The sequence below is a fragment of the Shewanella sp. 492 genome, assembly GCF_059338445.1.
Window position 1 is genome coordinate 39,454 of record NZ_CM181702.1, and the last position, 18,790, is coordinate 58,243.

General features: G+C 46.5%; 17 protein-coding genes and 1 riboswitch. Of the genes, 7 read left to right on the top strand and 10 right to left on the bottom strand.

The features are described from left to right. Positions 1–83: 83 nt before the first annotated feature. Both AC5YBX_RS00165 and AC5YBX_RS00170 read right to left on the bottom strand, forming a co-directional pair. A complete protein-coding gene (locus AC5YBX_RS00165) occupies positions 84–368 on the bottom strand; it encodes a GIY-YIG nuclease family protein (protein WP_475515433.1) in 285 nt (94 codons plus the stop codon). Positions 369–395: 27 nt separating this feature from the next. Further along, on the bottom strand, positions 396–2,486 hold the full coding sequence (locus tag AC5YBX_RS00170) for a S9 family peptidase (protein WP_494520405.1): 2,091 nt from the start codon (positions 2,484–2,486) through the stop codon (positions 396–398). A gap of 303 nt (positions 2,487–2,789) precedes the next feature. Next, positions 2,790–2,994: riboswitch (FMN riboswitch) on the top strand. Between the two features lie 164 nt (positions 2,995–3,158). On the opposite strand from AC5YBX_RS00170, the gene ribB reads away from it, so the two are divergent. After that, the gene (ribB, locus tag AC5YBX_RS00175; protein ID WP_494520404.1) at positions 3,159–3,812 is read left to right on the top strand and encodes a 3,4-dihydroxy-2-butanone-4-phosphate synthase; all 654 of its coding nucleotides are present in this window, start codon (positions 3,159–3,161) and stop codon (positions 3,810–3,812) included. A 114-nt stretch (positions 3,813–3,926) separates the two neighbouring features. Here the strand turns inward: ribB and ftnA are convergent, their stop codons facing one another. Beyond that, positions 3,927–4,451 (bottom strand): non-heme ferritin, encoded by a 525-nt coding sequence (gene ftnA, locus AC5YBX_RS00180; RefSeq protein WP_494520403.1) that lies wholly within the window; start codon positions 4,449–4,451, stop codon positions 3,927–3,929. A 394-nt stretch (positions 4,452–4,845) separates the two neighbouring features. On the opposite strand from ftnA, the gene moeA reads away from it, so the two are divergent. Both moeA and moeB read left to right on the top strand, forming a co-directional pair. Next, a complete protein-coding gene (gene moeA, locus AC5YBX_RS00185) occupies positions 4,846–6,090 on the top strand; it encodes a molybdopterin molybdotransferase MoeA (protein WP_494520402.1) in 1,245 nt (414 codons plus the stop codon). A gap of 14 nt (positions 6,091–6,104) precedes the next feature. Next, the gene (gene moeB / locus AC5YBX_RS00190; protein ID WP_494520401.1) at positions 6,105–6,875 is read left to right on the top strand and encodes a molybdopterin-synthase adenylyltransferase MoeB; all 771 of its coding nucleotides are present in this window, start codon (positions 6,105–6,107) and stop codon (positions 6,873–6,875) included. A gap of 157 nt (positions 6,876–7,032) precedes the next feature. On the opposite strand, the gene folM is transcribed toward moeB, so the two are convergent. From folM to folX, 3 genes are read right to left on the bottom strand one after another with little or no spacing between them, the layout of a single operon-like run. Further along, positions 7,033–7,740 carry a dihydromonapterin reductase gene (folM, locus tag AC5YBX_RS00195; RefSeq protein WP_494520400.1) on the bottom strand — a complete coding sequence of 236 codons (708 nt, stop codon included), beginning with the start codon at positions 7,738–7,740 and terminating at the stop codon, positions 7,033–7,035. An 18-nt stretch (positions 7,741–7,758) separates the two neighbouring features. Next, positions 7,759–8,394, bottom strand: coding sequence for a GTP cyclohydrolase I FolE (folE, locus tag AC5YBX_RS00200; RefSeq protein ID WP_494520399.1), 636 nt, complete (start codon positions 8,392–8,394; stop codon positions 7,759–7,761). Positions 8,395–8,428: 34 nt separating this feature from the next. Then, positions 8,429–8,794, bottom strand: a complete 366-nt coding sequence (folX, locus tag AC5YBX_RS00205; protein ID WP_110458839.1) for a dihydroneopterin triphosphate 2'-epimerase — start codon at positions 8,792–8,794, stop codon at positions 8,429–8,431. Between the two features lie 632 nt (positions 8,795–9,426). On the opposite strand from folX, the gene AC5YBX_RS00210 reads away from it, so the two are divergent. Further along, positions 9,427–10,998 carry a BCCT family transporter gene (locus AC5YBX_RS00210; protein ID WP_494520398.1) on the top strand — a complete coding sequence of 524 codons (1,572 nt, stop codon included), beginning with the start codon at positions 9,427–9,429 and terminating at the stop codon, positions 10,996–10,998. A gap of 71 nt (positions 10,999–11,069) precedes the next feature. Here AC5YBX_RS00210 and AC5YBX_RS00215 read toward each other — a convergent pair whose 3' ends face one another. From AC5YBX_RS00215 to AC5YBX_RS00230, 4 genes are all read right to left on the bottom strand, one after another. Beyond that, positions 11,070–11,789, bottom strand: a complete 720-nt coding sequence (locus AC5YBX_RS00215) for a 3'-5' exonuclease (RefSeq protein WP_494520397.1) — start codon at positions 11,787–11,789, stop codon at positions 11,070–11,072. Positions 11,790–11,796: 7 nt separating this feature from the next. After that, on the bottom strand, positions 11,797–13,686 hold the full coding sequence (locus AC5YBX_RS00220; protein WP_494524205.1) for a DUF294 nucleotidyltransferase-like domain-containing protein: 1,890 nt from the start codon (positions 13,684–13,686) through the stop codon (positions 11,797–11,799). Between the two features lie 92 nt (positions 13,687–13,778). Then, complete coding sequence (locus tag AC5YBX_RS00225; RefSeq protein ID WP_475515441.1) at positions 13,779–14,684, bottom strand: substrate-binding domain-containing protein; 906 nt, start codon at positions 14,682–14,684, stop codon at positions 13,779–13,781. 25 nt (positions 14,685–14,709) lie between these two features. Further along, positions 14,710–15,555 (bottom strand): formate dehydrogenase accessory sulfurtransferase FdhD, encoded by an 846-nt coding sequence (locus AC5YBX_RS00230; RefSeq protein ID WP_475515442.1) that lies wholly within the window; start codon positions 15,553–15,555, stop codon positions 14,710–14,712. A 306-nt stretch (positions 15,556–15,861) separates the two neighbouring features. Between AC5YBX_RS00230 and AC5YBX_RS00235 the strand changes: the two genes are divergently transcribed. From AC5YBX_RS00235 to AC5YBX_RS00245, 3 genes are all read left to right on the top strand, one after another. Continuing rightward, positions 15,862–16,332, top strand: a complete 471-nt coding sequence (locus tag AC5YBX_RS00235; RefSeq protein WP_475515443.1) for a DUF3305 domain-containing protein — start codon at positions 15,862–15,864, stop codon at positions 16,330–16,332. Continuing rightward, positions 16,332–16,922, top strand: a complete 591-nt coding sequence (locus AC5YBX_RS00240) for a DUF3306 domain-containing protein (protein ID WP_475515444.1) — start codon at positions 16,332–16,334, stop codon at positions 16,920–16,922. The genes AC5YBX_RS00235 and AC5YBX_RS00240 overlap by 1 nt, the downstream gene beginning before the upstream one ends. A 188-nt stretch (positions 16,923–17,110) precedes the next feature. Further along, positions 17,111–18,781: a 4Fe-4S binding protein gene (locus AC5YBX_RS00245; protein ID WP_494524780.1), complete on the top strand. Its 1,671-nt coding sequence runs from the start codon at positions 17,111–17,113 to the stop codon at positions 18,779–18,781. Positions 18,782–18,790: the final 9 nt, after the last annotated feature.

Consider the following 18,790-nt stretch of genomic DNA (forward strand, 5'->3'; position numbering starts at 1 on the left):
AAGCCGCGGCAGGTATTTAGATTGATTGTCGATGGATATTTCTATGGGGATAATCACTAAACATCATCAATATAAAGCTGAAATTAGCTAACGATATGAATATTGGCCTCATTTTGTATTAATGTCAGCTTTTGTTTTTTGGTGAGCTTCTTAACCGCTATTTCGCGCTTCAGTGCCGTAGAGTGACAACTTAACTGCTCATGATAAACCAATTGCAGCGGCCCCTTACCGCGCAGAAATTTAGCGGCTTTAGGGCCGCCGCTTTGGTGTTCTTTAAAGCGGCGTGCTATGTCGGTTGTCACGCCGGTATAGAGCTGGCCTTTATGGCACTCAACGATATATAAAAACCAAGGTTTGCCTGTCGTCATCGATAGCTCTTGTGTTGCTCGGCGAGGTTAACGACAGTTTTTGCTGTTGGTTAATATTGGCTCTGCGCCTAACAGCCCTAATAAAAAAGCATACTCTTCAGCCGTGTCTTGATAGCGGCGATAGCGACCGCTTTTGCCACCGTGCCCAGCCTCCATATCGATATGGAACAGTAATAAGTTGTCGTCGGTCTTATATTCTCTTAATTTCGCCACCCATTTAGCGGGTTCAAAATATTGCACCTGAGAGTCATGCAGGCCAGTGGTGACCAAAAGGTGAGGATAAGCTTGACGCGTAATTTGGTCATAGGGCGAATAACTTAACATATAGTCGAAGGCATCTTTGTCGTTAGGGTTGCCCCATTCGTCATACTCATTGGTGGTGAGTGGGATCGACTCGTCCAGCATGGTCGTTACTATATCGACAAACGGCACATGGGCGGCCACGGCCAAGTAGAGTTCGGGTGCTTGGTTAATCACGGCGCCCATCAACAGGCCACCTGCGCTGCCTCCCGTCGCAACTACTTTATGAGGATCGGCATATTGTTGCTGGATCAATGCTTGGGTGACATCGATAAAATCGTTAAAGCTATTTTGCTTGTTAAACAGCCTGCCTGCGTCATACCAAGGTCTGCCGAGCATTTCGCCACCGCGCACATGGGCAATGGCATAAACCACGCCTCGGTCGAGTAGGCTTAATATGGCGCTGTCGAAATCCGCATCTATGGTGTAACCGTATGCGCCATAACCATATTGGTACAGTGGGTTGCTGCCATCTCGTTTAAATAGGCTTTTGTTGTACACCAAGGTAACGGGAATGCTCGCGCCATCTCTGGCATCGATAAAGAGGCGTTCAGCCTGATAGTGCTCGCTATTAAAGCCGCCTAATACGTTTTCCCTTTTGAGTAACTGCTTGGGTGAGGCTTGGGTCAAATCGTATTGGTAAATCGATTCTGGGGTGGTGGGGCTAGCATAATAGAGCCTAAGCTGGTGGCTATCTTGGCGAGGATTAACATCAAAACCCACCACATAAGCGGGATCATCGAAGTCGATTTGATAGCTAGGTAGCTGATCCGGATAGACGGTGATCTGGCTGAGTCCCTGACGGCGCTGCTGCACAATAAGGTAATCTTGCAGTACCAAGAACTCCTCTATGCGGCATTGGTCATCGGCAGCAATCACCTCCTGCCAAACATGCTTATTGGCAAAATCCGCTTCGGCCACTTGCATCAGGCGAAAGTTAACCGCCTGCCAGTTGGTAAGAATAAAATAGTTGTCACCCCGTTTAGCCACCGAATACTCATGGCCTGTTTCTCTGGGCAGTAGTGCAGTGAAGTGGTCAAGAGCTTGATCGGCATTGAGCACCGAGACCTCACTGGTGATCGTGCTTTCATGGTATAGTTCGATACGAGTTTCATCTAAACTTTTACCTAAGCTGAGATAGAAGCTGTCATCTTGCTCTTCATACACGAGTGTATCGGCCGATTGTGGTTGTCCTAAACGATGACGGAACACTTGGTAGCCCAGCAGGGTTTGTGGATCTTTAGCGATGTAAAACAGGTGCAGGTTATCGTTAGCCCACACTATGCTACCGTCAGTGCCTTCGAGTGTATCTTCCAGCAGTTCGCCTTGTTCGAGGCGCTTAATGTGTATGGTGTAAATGCGCCGGCTCAGTTTATCTTCACTGAAGGCCAATAACTGTTCGTCAGGGCTAATAGCGAAGCTGCCCAGACCATAAAACTCATGGCCGTGGGCGCGTTGGTTAACATCTAACAGCACCTCTTCGGCATCGCTATTAAGCTGTGGTTTACGCAGTAAGATAGGGTATTCCCCCTCTCTATGGTAACGACTCCAATACCAATGGGAGTGCCAGTAGTAAGGAACACTCGACTCATCTTTATCTAGCCTGCCGACCAACTCATCGAATAAACGTGCCTGTAAAGGCGCGAAGGGCTTAAAGCATTGTTGATGGTAGCTGTTTTCGGCATTGAGATGCGCTATCACCTCGGGTGACTGACGCGTATCGTCTCTTAACCAATAATAGTTATCTATCCTCTCTACACCATGATGTATCAATGAGTGTGGCTTTTTGGCGGCGATCGGTGGAGAAATTGAATGCATTAAAGACGACCTTTATTATCGATAGCGTGGTAAACCAGTGCGAGTTTGCCTGTAAAGCTTGAGCTTAGGTGATTTAGTTTAGGCTTGTCACCTGCTAGCTTGTTATTTGTTTCAAATTGGCGCACCCTATTTGCGCCTAATGTGCTGATCCTAAGTAATTAAGATTAGCCCCTCCAGCAATATTTACGGTTTTACTGCTGTTACGCAGACCCAGTGTGAGCCCGTTAGCGAGTCCGTTTAACAGTGACGCTGCGCCGCTTAAAAATAGGCAGTTGAGCCGATATTCAGTGAGTAGGTGACATTAATAATTCTCAGGGCGGGGTGTAACTCCCCACCGGCGGTGATAGTTGTAGATGCAACTTAAGCCCGCGAGCGCCTAATCTTTTCCAAGGTTAGGGTCAGCAGATCTGGTGCCCTTGTTGCGTGTAGAGATAGCATGTTAAAAGTATTCCAGAGCCGACGGTAATGAGCGCGTAAGCGCACTGAGTCCGGATGAAAGAGAATATAAGAACCACAAACAGCGTATGCTGCGCTCTAAGCTTGGGCTTAGTTCGCTAACGTGACCCTGGCTCTTATTCAACACCACCATAAGCGCAGGCTTATCGGTGTTATTTTCTATATGCCCTGATTCTGGCACAAAACCATTTTATTAGTATTACTAAGGATTTAACCATGAATCAGTCTTTACTCTCAGCCTTTGGCGATGCCAATACCCGTGTTGAAGCCGCGTTGACAGCCTTACGCGCTGGCCAAGGCGTGTTGGTGGTCGACGATGAAGATCGCGAAAATGAAGGTGATCTTATTTATTCAGCCGAGCACTTAACCAATCAACAGATGGCGCTGCTTATTCGGGAATGCAGTGGCATAGTCTGTTTATGCCTGCCTGATGAGCGGGTTAAACAATTGCAGTTACCGCCCATGGTGGCTGATAACTCAAGCCAGTATGGCACCGCGTTTACCGTGAGCATCGAAGCCAAAGTTGGGGTGACAACCGGCGTTTCGGCTGCCGATCGGGTTACCACTATTAAAGCGGCGATCGCCGATGGGGCTAGTGCCTGTGATCTGGCTCGTCCTGGTCATGTGTACCCGCTACGTGCTCAGCCCGGTGGCGTATTGACTCGCAGAGGCCATACCGAAGGCACCATAGATCTGATGCTGCTGGCAGGGCTGAAACCTGCGGGCGTATTATGTGAGGTGACCAATCCTGACGGCACCATGGCGAGATTGCCTGAGATCATCGCGTTTGGCGAGCAGCATCAAATGCCAGTATTGACCATAGAAGATATCGTGATTTACCGTAAGTCGTTACTGGCTCAAGCGAGTTAATAGGCTTAATAAATAAACAAAGAGCCAATATATGGCTCTTTGTTTATCATTTACCACCAATATCGACCACTCATAAGGTCTATTTCAAATAGACACTAGCGATCTGTTAGCGGTTTATTGACCCGAGGTCATCACGCTCGCCGACTCTTCAATGGCCATTTGCGCCAAATCCTTATCGACAAAAAATAACGCCTTACCATCTTCGCCAATCAGGCGAATCTTATCGACGATCGATTTAAACAACTTCTCTTCTTCATGTTGCTCAGAGACATACCACTGCAGGAAGTTAAAAGTAGAATAGTCTTGATTAGTGAATGCAGCATGAGCAAGTGCATTGATTTTACTGGTTATCATCTGCTCATGGGCGTAGGTGTGTTCAAATAGGGCCAGTAATGAATCAAACTCAGCTTGCGGTGCTTCAATGGCGCCAATCAGTGGCATGCCGCCCGTTTCGCTAACGTAGGTAAATAGGCGGTGCATGTGCTGCATCTCTTCGTCAGCATGGGCACGCATAAATTTAGCGGCACCCTCAAAGCCCTTGTCTTCGCACCAAGCGCTCATTTGCAGGTAGAGGTTTGAGGAGAAGAACTCCACATTAATTTGTGCGTTCAACTGATCAATCATCGTTTGTGCCAGCATAGTAGATCCTTGTTATGTTCATTGTATTAAGCTGGACTATTGTGTAAAAGCAGGCGGTTAAATGCAACTAAATTTACTTAACTTAATGTTTCAAATACAAATATTTATCATTGCGTCAGTGTTGAGCCTATCAAATATTTGTCGGATTAACGGCCCCTTGATTAAGTCATTAACAAGCGGTGCATTGTAGGCATAAGCCTTGCGATTGGCGGTAGGTGACAGTCTTGTTTCGCGCTATATTAAGTCGTTAATTGCGCAAGCTGCTCAGTTAGCTTGCTGAGGATTGATTTGTTCGCACTATGGCAAAAACTGCCATGGAGATCATGGCCTTCTCTCATCAGCGTGGCATAATGAGCATCAATCTTTGCTTAAACACTTATCTTTAAGGTAACCGATGCCCATGAAATTTGATCCATGTTCTCAGCCTAGCCTTATGCACCCAGACGAAGCGATTGTTAAACTGCTCGATCAAGTCATGCCTCTTAGTGACTCTGAAATGGTGCAGCTTCCCCATGCCTTAGGCCGAGTATTAGCTGAAGATCTGGCATCGAGTATTGATTTGCCTCCCTTTAATAACTCGGCAATGGATGGCTATGCTTTTCGATTGCAAGATTTAAGCAACAACGACACCCTGACGCTGATCGGTCACTCTTTTGCAGGACATCCGTTTGACGGCGAGGCCAAACCCAATACCTGCGTGCGCATTATGACTGGCGCACCATTGCCAGCCGGTTACGATACCGTGCAGATGCAAGAAAAAGCCCGTGCCAACGGCGATAGCATTACCATTGAAGCGCCTGATGCGGTTGGTGCCAATGTGCGTTATCGCGGCGAAGAGCTTAACACTGGCGATAAAGTCTTACGGGCTGGCACCCAGATTGGCGCCGCCGAAATGGGCGTGCTCGCCACCATAGGAGCGAGCCAAGTACGCGTTGTGCGTCGTGTCAAAGTGGCCTTTTTCTCAACGGGTGACGAACTGCGTCCGGTTGGCAGCGAGTTAGCGCCGGGGCAGATTTATGATTCTAACCGTTACAGCATTCAAGGTTTATTGACTCGATCCAATGTTGAGTGGGTCGATCTGGGGGTGATTGCAGATGATCCTGAGGCGATTCGTGAGGCATTTCGTACCGGAGCTGCCCAAGCGGATATGCTACTCACCTCGGGTGGTGTCTCTGTAGGCGACGCCGATTACACCAAACAAATTTTAGAAGAAGAGGGTGAAATTACCTTCTGGAAGCTAGCCATGAAACCGGGTAAGCCATTTGCTTTTGGGCGACTGGGTAAGGCGATATTTTGTGGTCTACCAGGCAATCCGGTGTCATCTATGGTGACCTACTATAAATTGGTATGGCCGCTTATCAATAAGATGCAAGGCTTGCCACGCGCTAAGCCGTTATTACTGCAGGCGAAACTGAGCAGCGATCTGCGTAAGTTTGCTGGTCGGGTTGAATATCAACGCGGTATTTTGAGCCACAACGAACAAGGCCAAGCTGAGGTGAGCATTACCGGTGGGCAAGGTTCGGGTATGTTGACCTCGATGAGCTTGGCTAACTGCTTTGTTATTTTAGCGCGAGAGCAGGGTGACACGCCTGCGGGTAGCTTAGTGACGGTTGAACCCTTTAATTCTGTGCTCTGTTAAGTAGGTAAGCTGAGATGACATCGACACTCGATAATGACGACATTCTGTCGGACAGAGAGATCTTACGTTACAGTCGCCAAATCTCCATTAAGGCGATGGACTTTGAGGGGCAAGAGAAGCTGAAACAAGCCAAGGTCTTAGTGATAGGGGTTGGCGGCTTAGGTTGCGCCGCAAGCCAATATCTTACCGTGGCGGGTGTAGGGCAATTGACCTTAGTAGACTTTGACACTGTTGAGTTGTCTAATCTGCAGCGCCAAGTGCTGCATCAAGCGGATAATATCGGCCAACCTAAGGTGGCCTCGGCGCAAGAAACCTTGAGTCAGCTTAATCCTCATGTGGCGATTACCACTATCAATGCCGTGCTAGATGACTCAGAGCTTGATGCCTTAGTCATGCAGCACGATATCGTGATGGACTGCACTGACAATATGACGGTGCGTGAGCAGTTAAATAGCAGTTGCTTTACCCATAAGGTACCACTGGTTTCGGCCGCCGCGATCCGTATGGAAGGCACTGTCACTGTGTTTGACTATCAGGGGGATACACCTTGTTATCATTGCTTTAGCCAGCTGTTTGGCGACCAGCAACTGACTTGCGTCGAGTCAGGCATCTTGGCTCCAGTTGTGGGCATGATTGGTTGCCTGCAAGCGGTAGAGGCCATTAAGGTGATTGCTCACATGGGCAAACCTTTAGTGGGCCGCATTTTGATGATAGATGCGATGACGATGGAGTTTCGCGAGATGAAACTGACCAAGCAGCAAAACTGCAGTACCTGCGGTGCATAAGCGCTGTTAGCTGATACGCTAGCCCAGATGGTGGGCTAGCTGTTTTGCGTTGCAATATTAGGTTTTTTCGGCGCCTATTCTTTTAACTCTCCATTATTTCAAATTACTATTACTTCAAATCACAAGCACTTAAAATACCAATGATTTTTATGGCTAATTACTTTAAATGCCTGCCACCATCGAGCGCCAATGAGCGTCCGGTAATGTAGTGGCTTGCCATAAGATATTCAATCGCCTTAAGCACCTCAACTTCACCGGCTTCACGTTGCAGTAGCGATTTAGCTAATGCTTGCTGTTTATATTGCTCGTCATCATGTTCATTAAAACAGATCAGCGCAGGCGCAATACTATTGACCTTAACGTGCGGAGCTAACTTAGTCGCAAACGATAGCGTCATATTTTCTAAAGCTGCCTTACTGGCCGCATAGGCTATATGTTTTTTGCTGCCTTTTTGGGCGACATAATCGGTGAGGTGAATGATGTCGCTTAGGCGGTCACCCTGGATCAGCAGCGGGGCTAACCCTAGATTGATCTGATACGGTGCCGTCACATGTACCTGCATCATGGTGGCCATTATTTGCTCTGGCGCCAGCGGGCTGTCATCGGGTAACCACAGAGAGGCGTTGTGAACAATGGCATCAAGTTGTGGATACTTAGCCATGATGGCATCAATGAAGGTTTGCACCTCTTCAGCTTGGGTAAAGTCACAGCAATACAGATCAGCACCCGCCTCGCTTAAAGCGTCGATGCTGGGGTAGTGGCGCCGAAAAGTCCCGATAACCTGATAGCCTTTGTCGATGAAGGCCTGTGCTAAGTACAAACCAATGCGCTTGCCTACGCCTGTGATTAAAATGGTGGGTTGCATAAGATCCCTGTAGGTAAGTTAGCCAAGAAATTCGGCTCTAGTATGGTGATTCGACTTAAAGCAGCCACCTAATGCGGTGGTTTGCGTCGATGATTGACTGTCCATAATGCCGCGTGATTTGACGCAATAATGGGTCGCTGAAATCGATACCGCCACATCATCGGTATTGAGTAAGGTTTGCAGTGCCACCAATATTTGTTGGGTCAGCCGCTCTTGCACCTGAGGCCGTTGAGCAAAAAAGCGTACGATACGATTGATTTTCGACAAACCTATGATCGATGACTTAGGGATGTAGGCCACTTTTGCCGTGCCATCTATGGTAATAAAGTGATGTTCACAGGTGCTGGTCAGGCTGATGTCACTGACTTTGACCATCTCGTCAACACCCATTTTATTGTCAATTTGAGCAATCGCGGGGAAGTTGTCGTAATCGATACCGGCAAAGATCTCATTGACGTACATTTTGGCAATACGATGTGGGGTTTCACACAGGCTGTCATCATTGAGGTCTAGCCCTAAAGTGTCGACCACTTCGGTCATTAATCCTTTTATCCGCTCATACTTCTGTTGCGAAGACAGGGGATTATCACGCAATGGGGTTTCTAAACCTTGGGCGATTAACGCTTGTCTCACTTGCTGTGCAGCTGGATTCATAACAAATACTCCGCGATAAAACGGTTAATGATGACTATCTGTCATCTAAGTGGCTTTCTAGCGATAATGAGACTGAGTCGGCAAATCGCAGGGCGTGGGGTTTGTCTACTGTCACTTGGCAGTAACGCACCCATGGATGCTCACAGCTAATGGTGAGTATGTCGGACACTAATTTTTCCAGTAATAAAAAGCGACCTTCCTCAACGTGCTGGATCACTTTTTTGGTGATCACTTTATAGTTGAGTGCGTCACTGACATCATCTGTCTGGGCCGAAAGTGCGGCTGGGTAGTGGATCTCAATATTGATCACCACATCTTGCTGTTTCTCACGTTCATCGGGATTAAAACCGATAAAGGTGCGTAACCTCAAATTGGTGATCTTGATTTTGGCATGGCTAATTTTGGCGTTGGTAATGGTCATGACATTTCCTCATCATTTGCAGGCAGTACGTTGGTCGTGAATCGTTAGATCAGTTGTTAAAGTAAAACAGATAGGAATATAGATGTTGGTGTGAAGTCATTTTTTTATCAAGCTTTGCTTAATAAATCTTGTGTTTCTTACTTTCCCTATTTTAATGAGAGCTATTTTTCGTCGTTTAATTGAGCTTCTTGTTAACTTTTTACTAGGTACTCTTTCATTTTTAAGCATCATCAGCATTCAGTTGATTGATCATCATAGGGAGTGATTCGTTTATCCTGTTGCCCGTCCATATCGAATACTCAATGTGAATAAACCATATTTGATGGGTACCGATTATTGAGTTCAGATACAGATGAATAGCAACTTTTTAGTTAGTGCTCTAATCATGGTGGTGGGTTTCAATAACTGTTTATTCTTGGGATAAAGCCTATTTAACCGCCTAAAGGTCGTTAAAGTTAGTAAAAATTGGCATTTTATTGGACGTGGCCATATAGAAGAATACAATAGGAGAAAATAATATTTACTATATTACTATGAGTTGAAATCATTTTTGGCAATCTGGAATGATTTTTCAATAGTTATTCTTTAGGTTTTTTTAGTGGGGATAATCGATGACAAAAGGTATTGATAAGTACAGTATCGATAGTACCGACTATACGGTTGGTCAGGATAATGTGCAGAAGTGGGGGTTTGATGTACATAACCCTGTATTTGGTATTAGCGCGGGGCTTATTGTTGCATTTCTAATCGCAACCTTAGTCACAGATGCCGAAACATCGAAGGCGGCATTGGATGGTATCAAATGGAAAATTATTGGTTTATTTGATTGGTTATTTATTTGGTCAGGCAATGTTTTCGTCTTGTTTTGCTTGGGATTAATTGCTTCACCCTATGGCAAAATACGGTTAGGTGGGCGTGAGGCGACAGCTGATTATTCTTTCTTCTCTTGGCTATCTATGTTGTTTGCTGCGGGTATGGGAATAGGATTAATGTTTTGGAGTGTTGCTGAGCCTGTTGCTTATTTTACTGGTTGGTATGAAACTCCCTTAGGTGTAGAGGCTTATTCGCCTGAAGCTGCCAAAATCGCGCTAGGTGCGACTATGTTCCATTGGGGGTTGCATCCTTGGGCTATTTATGGCGTTGTGGCCTTATCTTTAGCTTTCTTCGCCTACAATAAAGGACTTCCTTTATCAATTCGTTCTATTTTTTACCCAATTTTAGGTGACCGAGCCTGGGGATGGGCGGGGCATATTGTCGACATATTGGCAGTGTTGGCAACCTTATTTGGTCTGGCAACTTCTCTGGGGTTAGGGGCGCAGCAGGCAGCGAGTGGTATTCATCATGTATTTGGCATAGAGGCTGGGTTAGGTCTGCAGATTGGGGTGATTATTGGCGTAACTTTACTGGCGGTCGTTTCTGTTATGCGAGGCATCGATGGTGGTGTAAAGGTTATCAGTAATATCAATATGATAGTGGCTCTTATACTACTTATTTTTGTTGCGGTGATAGGTTATTACGTTAGCTTTGGATCGGTATATACTACGCTGATGTCCTATGTTGAGAACATTATCCCTTTAAGTAACCCTCATGGCCGTACCGATGAAGCCTGGTTCCAAGGTTGGACTGTATTTTACTGGGCTTGGTGGATATCTTGGTCACCATTTGTAGGTATGTTTATTGCGCGAGTGTCTAGAGGACGCACCGTGCGTGAATTTATCACCGCAGTATTGTTGGTTCCAACCTTTGTAACGCTTCTCTGGATGTCGGTATTTGGCGGGATGGCAATCGATCAAGTGGTCAATAAAGTAGGTGAACTTGGTACGCAGGGGCTTACCGAAGTGCCTTTAGCAATGTTCCAGATGTTTGATGTTTTGCCGTTTGGTACATTATTATCAGCTATTGCTGTTCTCTTAGTCTTGGTCTTCTTTATTACTTCTTCAGACTCAGGGTCATTAGTGATCGATAGTATTACAGCCGGAGGTAAGATGGATGCACCGGTACCTCAACGCATATTTTGGGCACTATTAGAGGGCGCTATAGCGATTGCATTATTGTGGATTGGTGGAGCTCAAGCGATTGAGGCTTTACAGGCCGCAGCGATCTCTACTGCCTTGCCATTCACATTTATATTGCTGTTGATGTGTGTCAGCCTGATTAAAGGGATGCGTACTGAACGCTTTTAGTTGATGAGATTATAGTGAGGCTAGGTTACTGGCCTCCTTTTTTATAGGGAGGCCTTAATCTCTTGTGGACTCTATTGCCAGAATTCTTTGATAGGTGATTGTGGATCATAGTGATGTGCAATTTGTGCTTGAAGAAGCTCAGCCGTAGCAATCGCATCGGTTAAGGCATGGTGAGGCGAGTAAGGAGGTAATCCATACCGTTGCCGACAGGATCCAAGCCTTCTTGAAAGAGATTTGCCGCCTTTGAGCCTGTTCCATATTCTAGCGCGAAGTTTATGTTGGATTCTCGATTCCAGTTCCATGGTGTCCACCACGGGAAATTCGATGCCATTGTTGATTCGGGTCATTAAGGCCCGCTCCAAAAATAGTCGTTCTATTTGTTGGCAATGAACCACTATTATTTTACCTGCCATCTCATTTAATACCTGCTCGAATATAACCGATAGGTCCGGTGCATCTAAGATGTCGGTATGGGTAATACCGTGGATGATGACAGAATCTTCGGCTAACTTTTCTCTTGGCCTCACCGTCCAAGATTTTGCGCGATTGAGCAAGATACGATCTAAGTTAAAAGGCACTGTTCCTATGCTGATGATGTCGTCTTTATCTGCATTTAGACCTGTTGTTTCAAAGTCCATGGAGAGGAACTCTATTTTGCCGATGGGGTTATTTCCATCGGGAAGCGATGTGGCATAATAATCGCGTAAGCTACCCTCTTTTAGCGTTTTTAGTTTTTGCTTGAATTTTCCCGGCCAGTCGATAGTTGGATGCGAAAGCCATTTTTTTAGCATAGTGCACTCACTTGAATTGATTATTGGCTTGATAGCGGAACTTGAGAAAATTCTGTCCGTTACTTAAGATTTGAAATGCATCTTTGAGGTTCCGTCGTTCAAAGTCAGATAAGTTTTCGGGCTCTATGTTGTTATCAGGATCTATTCCAAGTTTTACATCAAAGGCTTGGTGACGGATACGCACCATGGATATAAACTCCATGGCATCGCGTAGGTCTTGACCGCGCCCTTTTGGAAGTATAGCGGCGTCAATAATATCATCGAGTCGTTCGAACGAGTTTCGTGCCCTAGAACCTACAGATAGCGCATGTACACGAATGAGATCTACAAGAGGTGCAGTGCCACGACGCTTGAGGTTAATGGAATTATTATGACGACCATCTTTTTCCATGACAAAGTCTTTGAAGAATCCCAATGGAGGTTTACGATTGAGAGCATTCCTTGCTAAACACGCTAAGAAGCGATTGTTTTTTCTAGCTCGGCGGACGATAAAACCATTGAGCTGTTCAGCCCATTTAAGCCTGCCATATACACCATCAAGATCAAAGAAAATAGAGGCGTTAAGTAAAGCTTTGGGGTTGGGGTTATCTATCCAATCAGCAAAGCACTCTTCCCATTCCTTGCGTGTCATACGCCATGTGGGATTGGTTGCCATAATGTCACCCGTGCAATAACTGTAACCACATTTATCGAGTCCATCACAGACAAATTTAGCCAAGTTTGCAAAGTAATCATTGTGTTTTTCCTTATCATAACTCTCATCCAAGATAATAGCGTTATCTTGATCTGTAACGATAAGTTGCTCATCTCTCCCCATTGAGCCCAATGCTAGAAAACAATAAGGGATAGGTGGTGGGCCAAATTTTTCCTCGGCGAGTTCCAGTATGCGTTGTTTGAAGCTACGCCCTATCACTGACATAGCGCTACCAATCATATGAGAATTAGCGTCTTCATTAACCATACGCTCGAAGCTGTCTTTAACTTGCTTTGATAGCATCACTAGCTCGTCAACCGATAGTTGCTGAAAGATACTACTTACTAGCAGTAGTGAGTTTTGTGATTCGTAGCGCACGATATCAGTGGCTTCAATGATGCCTATAGGTTGGCGCCCCTTCAAAATAGGTAGATGGTGAACGTTGTAACGAAGCATAGTTAGCATCACTTCGTGGACATAGGCGTTGTGATCTAGACTGATGACATCTGTGCTTACAACAGAACCGACTTCATGGCTTGGATTTATGCCTTCGGCTAATACACGGGTACATAGGTCTCTATCTGTGATGATGCCCATTAATGGTGATGTATCATCTTCATCATTTTCTAGTACATCAGGATCTATTACTAACAGAGAGGAAACATTGTCTTTAGCCATCAATATAGCTGCATTTTGTATACTTTCTGTCTTGTTTATATAGGGGGGCTCGCGAGTTAATAAGGTCCGTACTTTAGGTGAGGTGAGATCATTTTGATTAGTAGAATTTGATACCGCCTGACGTAAACGTGCGTTATCTTCAACTTCGACAAAATCGGCAAAGACATCATATTGCTCGTAAAGTTCTTGAAAAATGTTTTCAGGAAGACAGTAGACCAATGTGTCTTCAATAGCTTTAACCGGAAAGCGAATTTTATTGTTGGTAAGTAATCCCATTTGGCCAAAAAGATCACCAGTATCGAGCCTGTTATAGAGCTCTCCTTTTCTGCGGTATACTTCGACCTCGCCGCTACGAATTATGTAAAGATCATTGATATGATCACCAAGATGAATGATAGGCGTATCTTTACGATAATAAGATATCTCTACATGCCGGCTAATGCGTTCGATAACTTCTTCAGGTAACAAGTCAAAAGGCGGATATTTTACTAAGAAGTTTTGGATCTCGTTTAACTCAGCTTCCACGATATCTCCTTTGGTCTCGTGCATGGGTTATGCGGCGTGTACCCTATCACATCTAAATTTCGTTAAAGAATATAAAACATGATGTGGCTTAATTATGACGCGGTCCAGAGCATTTGTCCGCACTGGCTCAGGTCATATCCGCCTAATTGTGTAGCCAGTTGTCGGGTCTGGGTACTGCTGAGCATATCGAATAACGCTTGTAGCTGGCGGCGAAAGTAGATGCCTTGCGGCATAACAAAGTCGAATGACTCAGTGATTAGCGGCACAAAGCTTAAGCCGCTTTCCATTGCGACCGATTGGCAGCCAAAGCCGATGTCGGCCTCGTTACGGGCAATAAATCCTGCCAACTCCCGTTCACTATAGGCGGTCACGGCAGTATTTAGCTGTTCGATACTCGCCCCTTGTTTCATCAGCCAGTGCTCTAAATGCTGTTGGCTACCGGCCCCCGATTGGCGGCCCACCCAGCGCCAAGGCAAGCTAACTAGCCTGTCCTCTTCTTGGCATCTATGGTGCATTTCGGCGCGCATCATTAAGCCTTGCTGGCGGGTATAACCGTGAACCATGACCCATTGCTGGTGGTTAGGGTAGCCCTTGAGCAGGGCGGGGTGGCGAATATTACGCTCTTCGATATTGCCCCAGTGTAGGGTGCATACATCGGCATAGCCGCGCGACAGCAGATCCAGCCCCATGCGTGAGCCTGTGGCACTGTAACTGACTAAATCACTCTTACCGATACGCGACATTAGGCGAGCCACCAACATGGATAGCAGCGGATCGTCACTGCCGGTGATGTGCATTCTATCGGACAGCATACCGCTGTGGCACGAGTCCATAACCCAGCGGTCGATGAGTATTTTGGGGAATAGCCACTTCCCAGTGACTTTAGTCGCAGGTAATATTCTATCGTTTGCCATTGCATAGACCTTTTTTTCATTAAGGTCTAAGTATTCAGCCACCTGTTTTGCACTCATGTAGATGAGTTCACTTGGCTCGGTCATCAATATTCCTTTAAATCTCTATTGGTTAGTTGATGTTGCGTTTAGGTGGTGTGGCATCAAATTCAATGTTCTCGGCGCCATTGTAAACCAGAAAATGGCGTCCCTTGGCACGGGCAATCATAGTGATGCCTAACTTTTGTGCTAGTTCAAGCCCCATCTGGGTTGCGCCACTGCGGGACAGCAGTACCGGTATGCCCATCTTAGCGACTTTTATCACCATTTCAGAGGTGAGTCGCCCAGTGGTATAAAACAGTTTATCGCCGCCTAACTCTTGCTTGAGCCACATTTCACCGGCTAAAGTGTCGACTGCATTATGGCGGCCCACATCTTCGATAAAACCGGTTATTTGGTCGCCCTGACAAAGGCCACAACCATGTACGGCACCCGCATTTTTGTAGGTTTCATTGTAGGCACTAATATTGTTTAACAAGCTATAAAGCATGCTTTGTTTAAGCTGGGGAGTGGGCAGTTTTATATCGTCTAGCCCATCCATAAAACCGCCATACACTGTACCTTGACCACAGCCCGTGGTGACGGTCTTTTCTGCCAGCTTTTCATCAAGATGCTCGGTCGTCTCTTGGGTGAGTACGGCGGCAGAATTAACATCCCAATCGACGATGACTGACTCGAGTTGTTTTACATCAGAAATAAAGCCTTGGTTTTTAAGATACCCCAGTGCTAAAGCCTCCGGTCGGGCTCCAAGTGTCATTAGCGTCACAATTGGACGCCAATTCAGGTAAACCGTGAGGGGACGTTCACAGGCAATAAATTTATCGACGATTTCACCTTGCTCGTTGGTTGCCTTTACTGCAATGGTCAACGGCACATCGGCTTGGGTTTTTAAAAAAGTGAGTTGTTTACTCTTAGTCATAAAGATCATCTATTCGCAATTGGCTGCCTGCAGCATAGCAATAATCATTCCGAGACTATGATTTTATGTTGCAATGCGTGATCGAGTTAAATACTCAGACTTAAAACGCCCTTTTATGTCCCGTCTAAAATGTCAGTTAGGACAAATTGTCCTACCCTGGGCATGGAATTGATGATCTAGCTCAAACTTATTTGCTAATTGCACTGGCACACTTATTGCTTCATTCGTAAGTATATCGCAACCCATGGCTTGGCTTTGTAATCGCTTTACAAACAATGGCCAAGCCCTCTAATCAACGGAGTTGGAATGCAACGTACCGAAAGTCAATGGCCCATGTATGTTTCGCTGAAAAAGGTGGAAAAACAAATGGGGCGCTGGACCGCCGAATCTTGGGAATTAGATCAAGTTGTTCCAGCCACGCAACCTGCACCAGAGGGCGCTCGATTGGTGGCTTTAGAGCTGCACAAGGATGAGCGTGGCAGCTACCGTATCAATTTGGATATGGATAACGCCATGTTGTATATCGTCTGTGATGAACTTGAAGATGGCACTTGGATTCCGACCTATATCTCAGCCGATCAAAATGTCGCAGCAGGTTGCCTTGAGGGCGACACCCCCGTATTGAACATGCTAATGCCCAATGCCGTAGCATGCTGGATTGAAGCGTTCATTACCCGCCATGGAGAGGTAGAAATTTGTGCCCATCGACGCAAGCACGTTAATCGTCGTAAAAATGAAGGGCCAAGTACTAACCACAACCGAGGGCAGGTTTCCTAATGAGTGAAAAACCGAGTGGATTGTTAGCACGATGGAACCTTCGTCGTCAGCAGGTGCAGCAAGAAGAGGAAGCCGAGCAACTTGCCCAGCAAGCTCCTGAGCCAACCACACAGCCGACCGAACATGCCGATGCAGTCAATGCAGAACCAAGCGAGGCTAATAAAACCTTGATGGCTGAAGATCTTCCTGATCCTGAGTCTATTGAGGTAGGGGGGAGCTTTGCCAGTTTTATGGCCGATAACGTCGATCCTAATGCCAAGGCTGCCGCGTTACGTGCCTTGTGGAAGCAACCACACTACAGTGAGATAGATGGTTTGCTCGAATACGCGCTCGATTATACCAATCAACCTAAGCTTTCAGCCGAGGTCTCGGCGGAGCTCGCCAAGAAAGTTTTCCGCCACCTCAACAAAGATGAGGAGCAAGAGGTGCCTAACGAGTTAAGTGAAGCTGAGGAGATGACAGCTTCTACCGCCGAGCAGGAGGTTAATTTATCCGGCACAGGCCCAGCGGACATTTTGGACGATGAATCAGCTGATTTGTCCCAAAATGAACCAGAATCACTAGCTGCACCTAAACCGCCCGTTGCTTGAGGTCAGTTTAGAGTGCTTTTAAATCCATAATTTTGGTACGTGAATTGCTGCAATAAGGCACATTTACAACGAGTTAGTTTCTTGTTGATATTGAGGTGAAGCTGGCGCAAGTAAAGCGCATGCCAATAGAGTAGACAGCCACCTCGCTGACGGCAGCAGCCAAAACTGTTCAGGAACGCAATGTGAGTATGCATTTAAACGGTAACGAAAATCTGACCGACCTCAAACAGGTTCGTCAGCAAGTGTTGGGACAGACGCAAATTCTTCAAAATCTGATCCCACCCACAGTAAGCTACACCACCGAGGGCAATGTACTTATCATTGGCCCAGAGGATTTAGCGCGCCTCGCGGCAGACAAATTGTCAAACATGGGCCAGCGGGCCATTCTCGCTAACGAGTCCGTTACCAGCCAAGATGAAGACCACCTTGAAAAGGTGATGGCCGCGGCGGAAGGCGTTGAAAGTTACTACAATAAGTTAATTGAAATTAAAGGGTTTTTGGGGCAGTTTCAGGTTAAAGTTGAACATGAAAACGGTGCTGCCGAGCTCAGTTTAGTCGCTATTCGTAAAGCTCATTTCGACCTTATCCTCGACCTCAGTCACTCGCCATGCATTAGTCTAGAGATGCTGCCACCAGGCTATTTCTATGTAGGCCAAGATGAAGCCAAATTGGCCGATGCCATCGCCCAGTTACCCGACTTAATTGGTGAGTTTGATAAGCCGCGGTATGTCAAAGTCAACAGCGAGATCTGTGCCCATAACCGTAATGGTATCGATGGCTGTAATCGCTGCCTTAATTTCTGTCCTGCCGATGCTATTGCTAGTGTGAACAAGAAGATTGAGATCGATCCTTATCTTTGTCATGGCGCCGGCAGTTGCACCAATGCCTGTCCAACAGGTGCAATCAGTTACGATTTACCTACGCCACAAGCACTGCATTCATATCTACATAAGCTTGTGAGTCGTTTTCGTGCGCAGGCGCAAACAGCCCCGGTCATTTTGTTTCATGACGCGGCTAATGGTGCCAGCTTAATTAACGAGGAACTGCCGGGGGCAGTGATTCCTGTTGAGCTAGAAGAGATCACCGTTGCCAGCATGGATCACTGGATGTCCTCGCTGGCTTGGGGCGCACGTCAAATCATAGTGCTGAATACCGACGCTACGGCGCCGACCCTAACACAGATGCTAAATGGCGAACAACAGTTGGCCAATGACATATTCGATGAGATGGGACAACCGCAACGCGTTAGCGTTATCAACCAAAATCAACTTGATGAGCTCGCCGCATTAATTGAAGTGAGTGCAAGTTGGCCTGTGATTGTGCCTGGTGAATTTAGTCCAACCACTAAGCGCGCCACCCTGTATGCGGCAATCGATCATCTCAATAGCCAAGCGGCCTCAATCGAAAGCACCTTGAGTAAGGGCAATATCCCGTTCGGCAAAGTCAGTGTTAACACCGACAGCTGCACCTTGTGTCTATCGTGCGTGTCGACCTGTCCGACCCAAGCGTTAACCGATGGTGGCGATATGCCAGCATTGCATTTTGTTGAGCAAGACTGTGTGCAGTGTGGTTTATGTGAGTCGGCCTGTCCTGAGAATGCGATTAGCCTGACAGCACAGATGAATTTTGATGCGGCTGCACGTCAGCAGCGCCAAACCTTGAAAGAGGAAGCCCCGTTTGATTGCATTCGTTGCGGCACCCCTTTCGCGACCCAATCCATGGTGCAACGGATGATGGATGTAGTCGGAGGCCATAGCGCCTTCAGTGCCAACACAGAACGCTTGAAGATGTGTAGCGACTGCCGGGTAAAAGATATGTTTGAAGATATTCTTCAAGATCCTGAAAAGCAACTGCGATAAGAGTGTAGC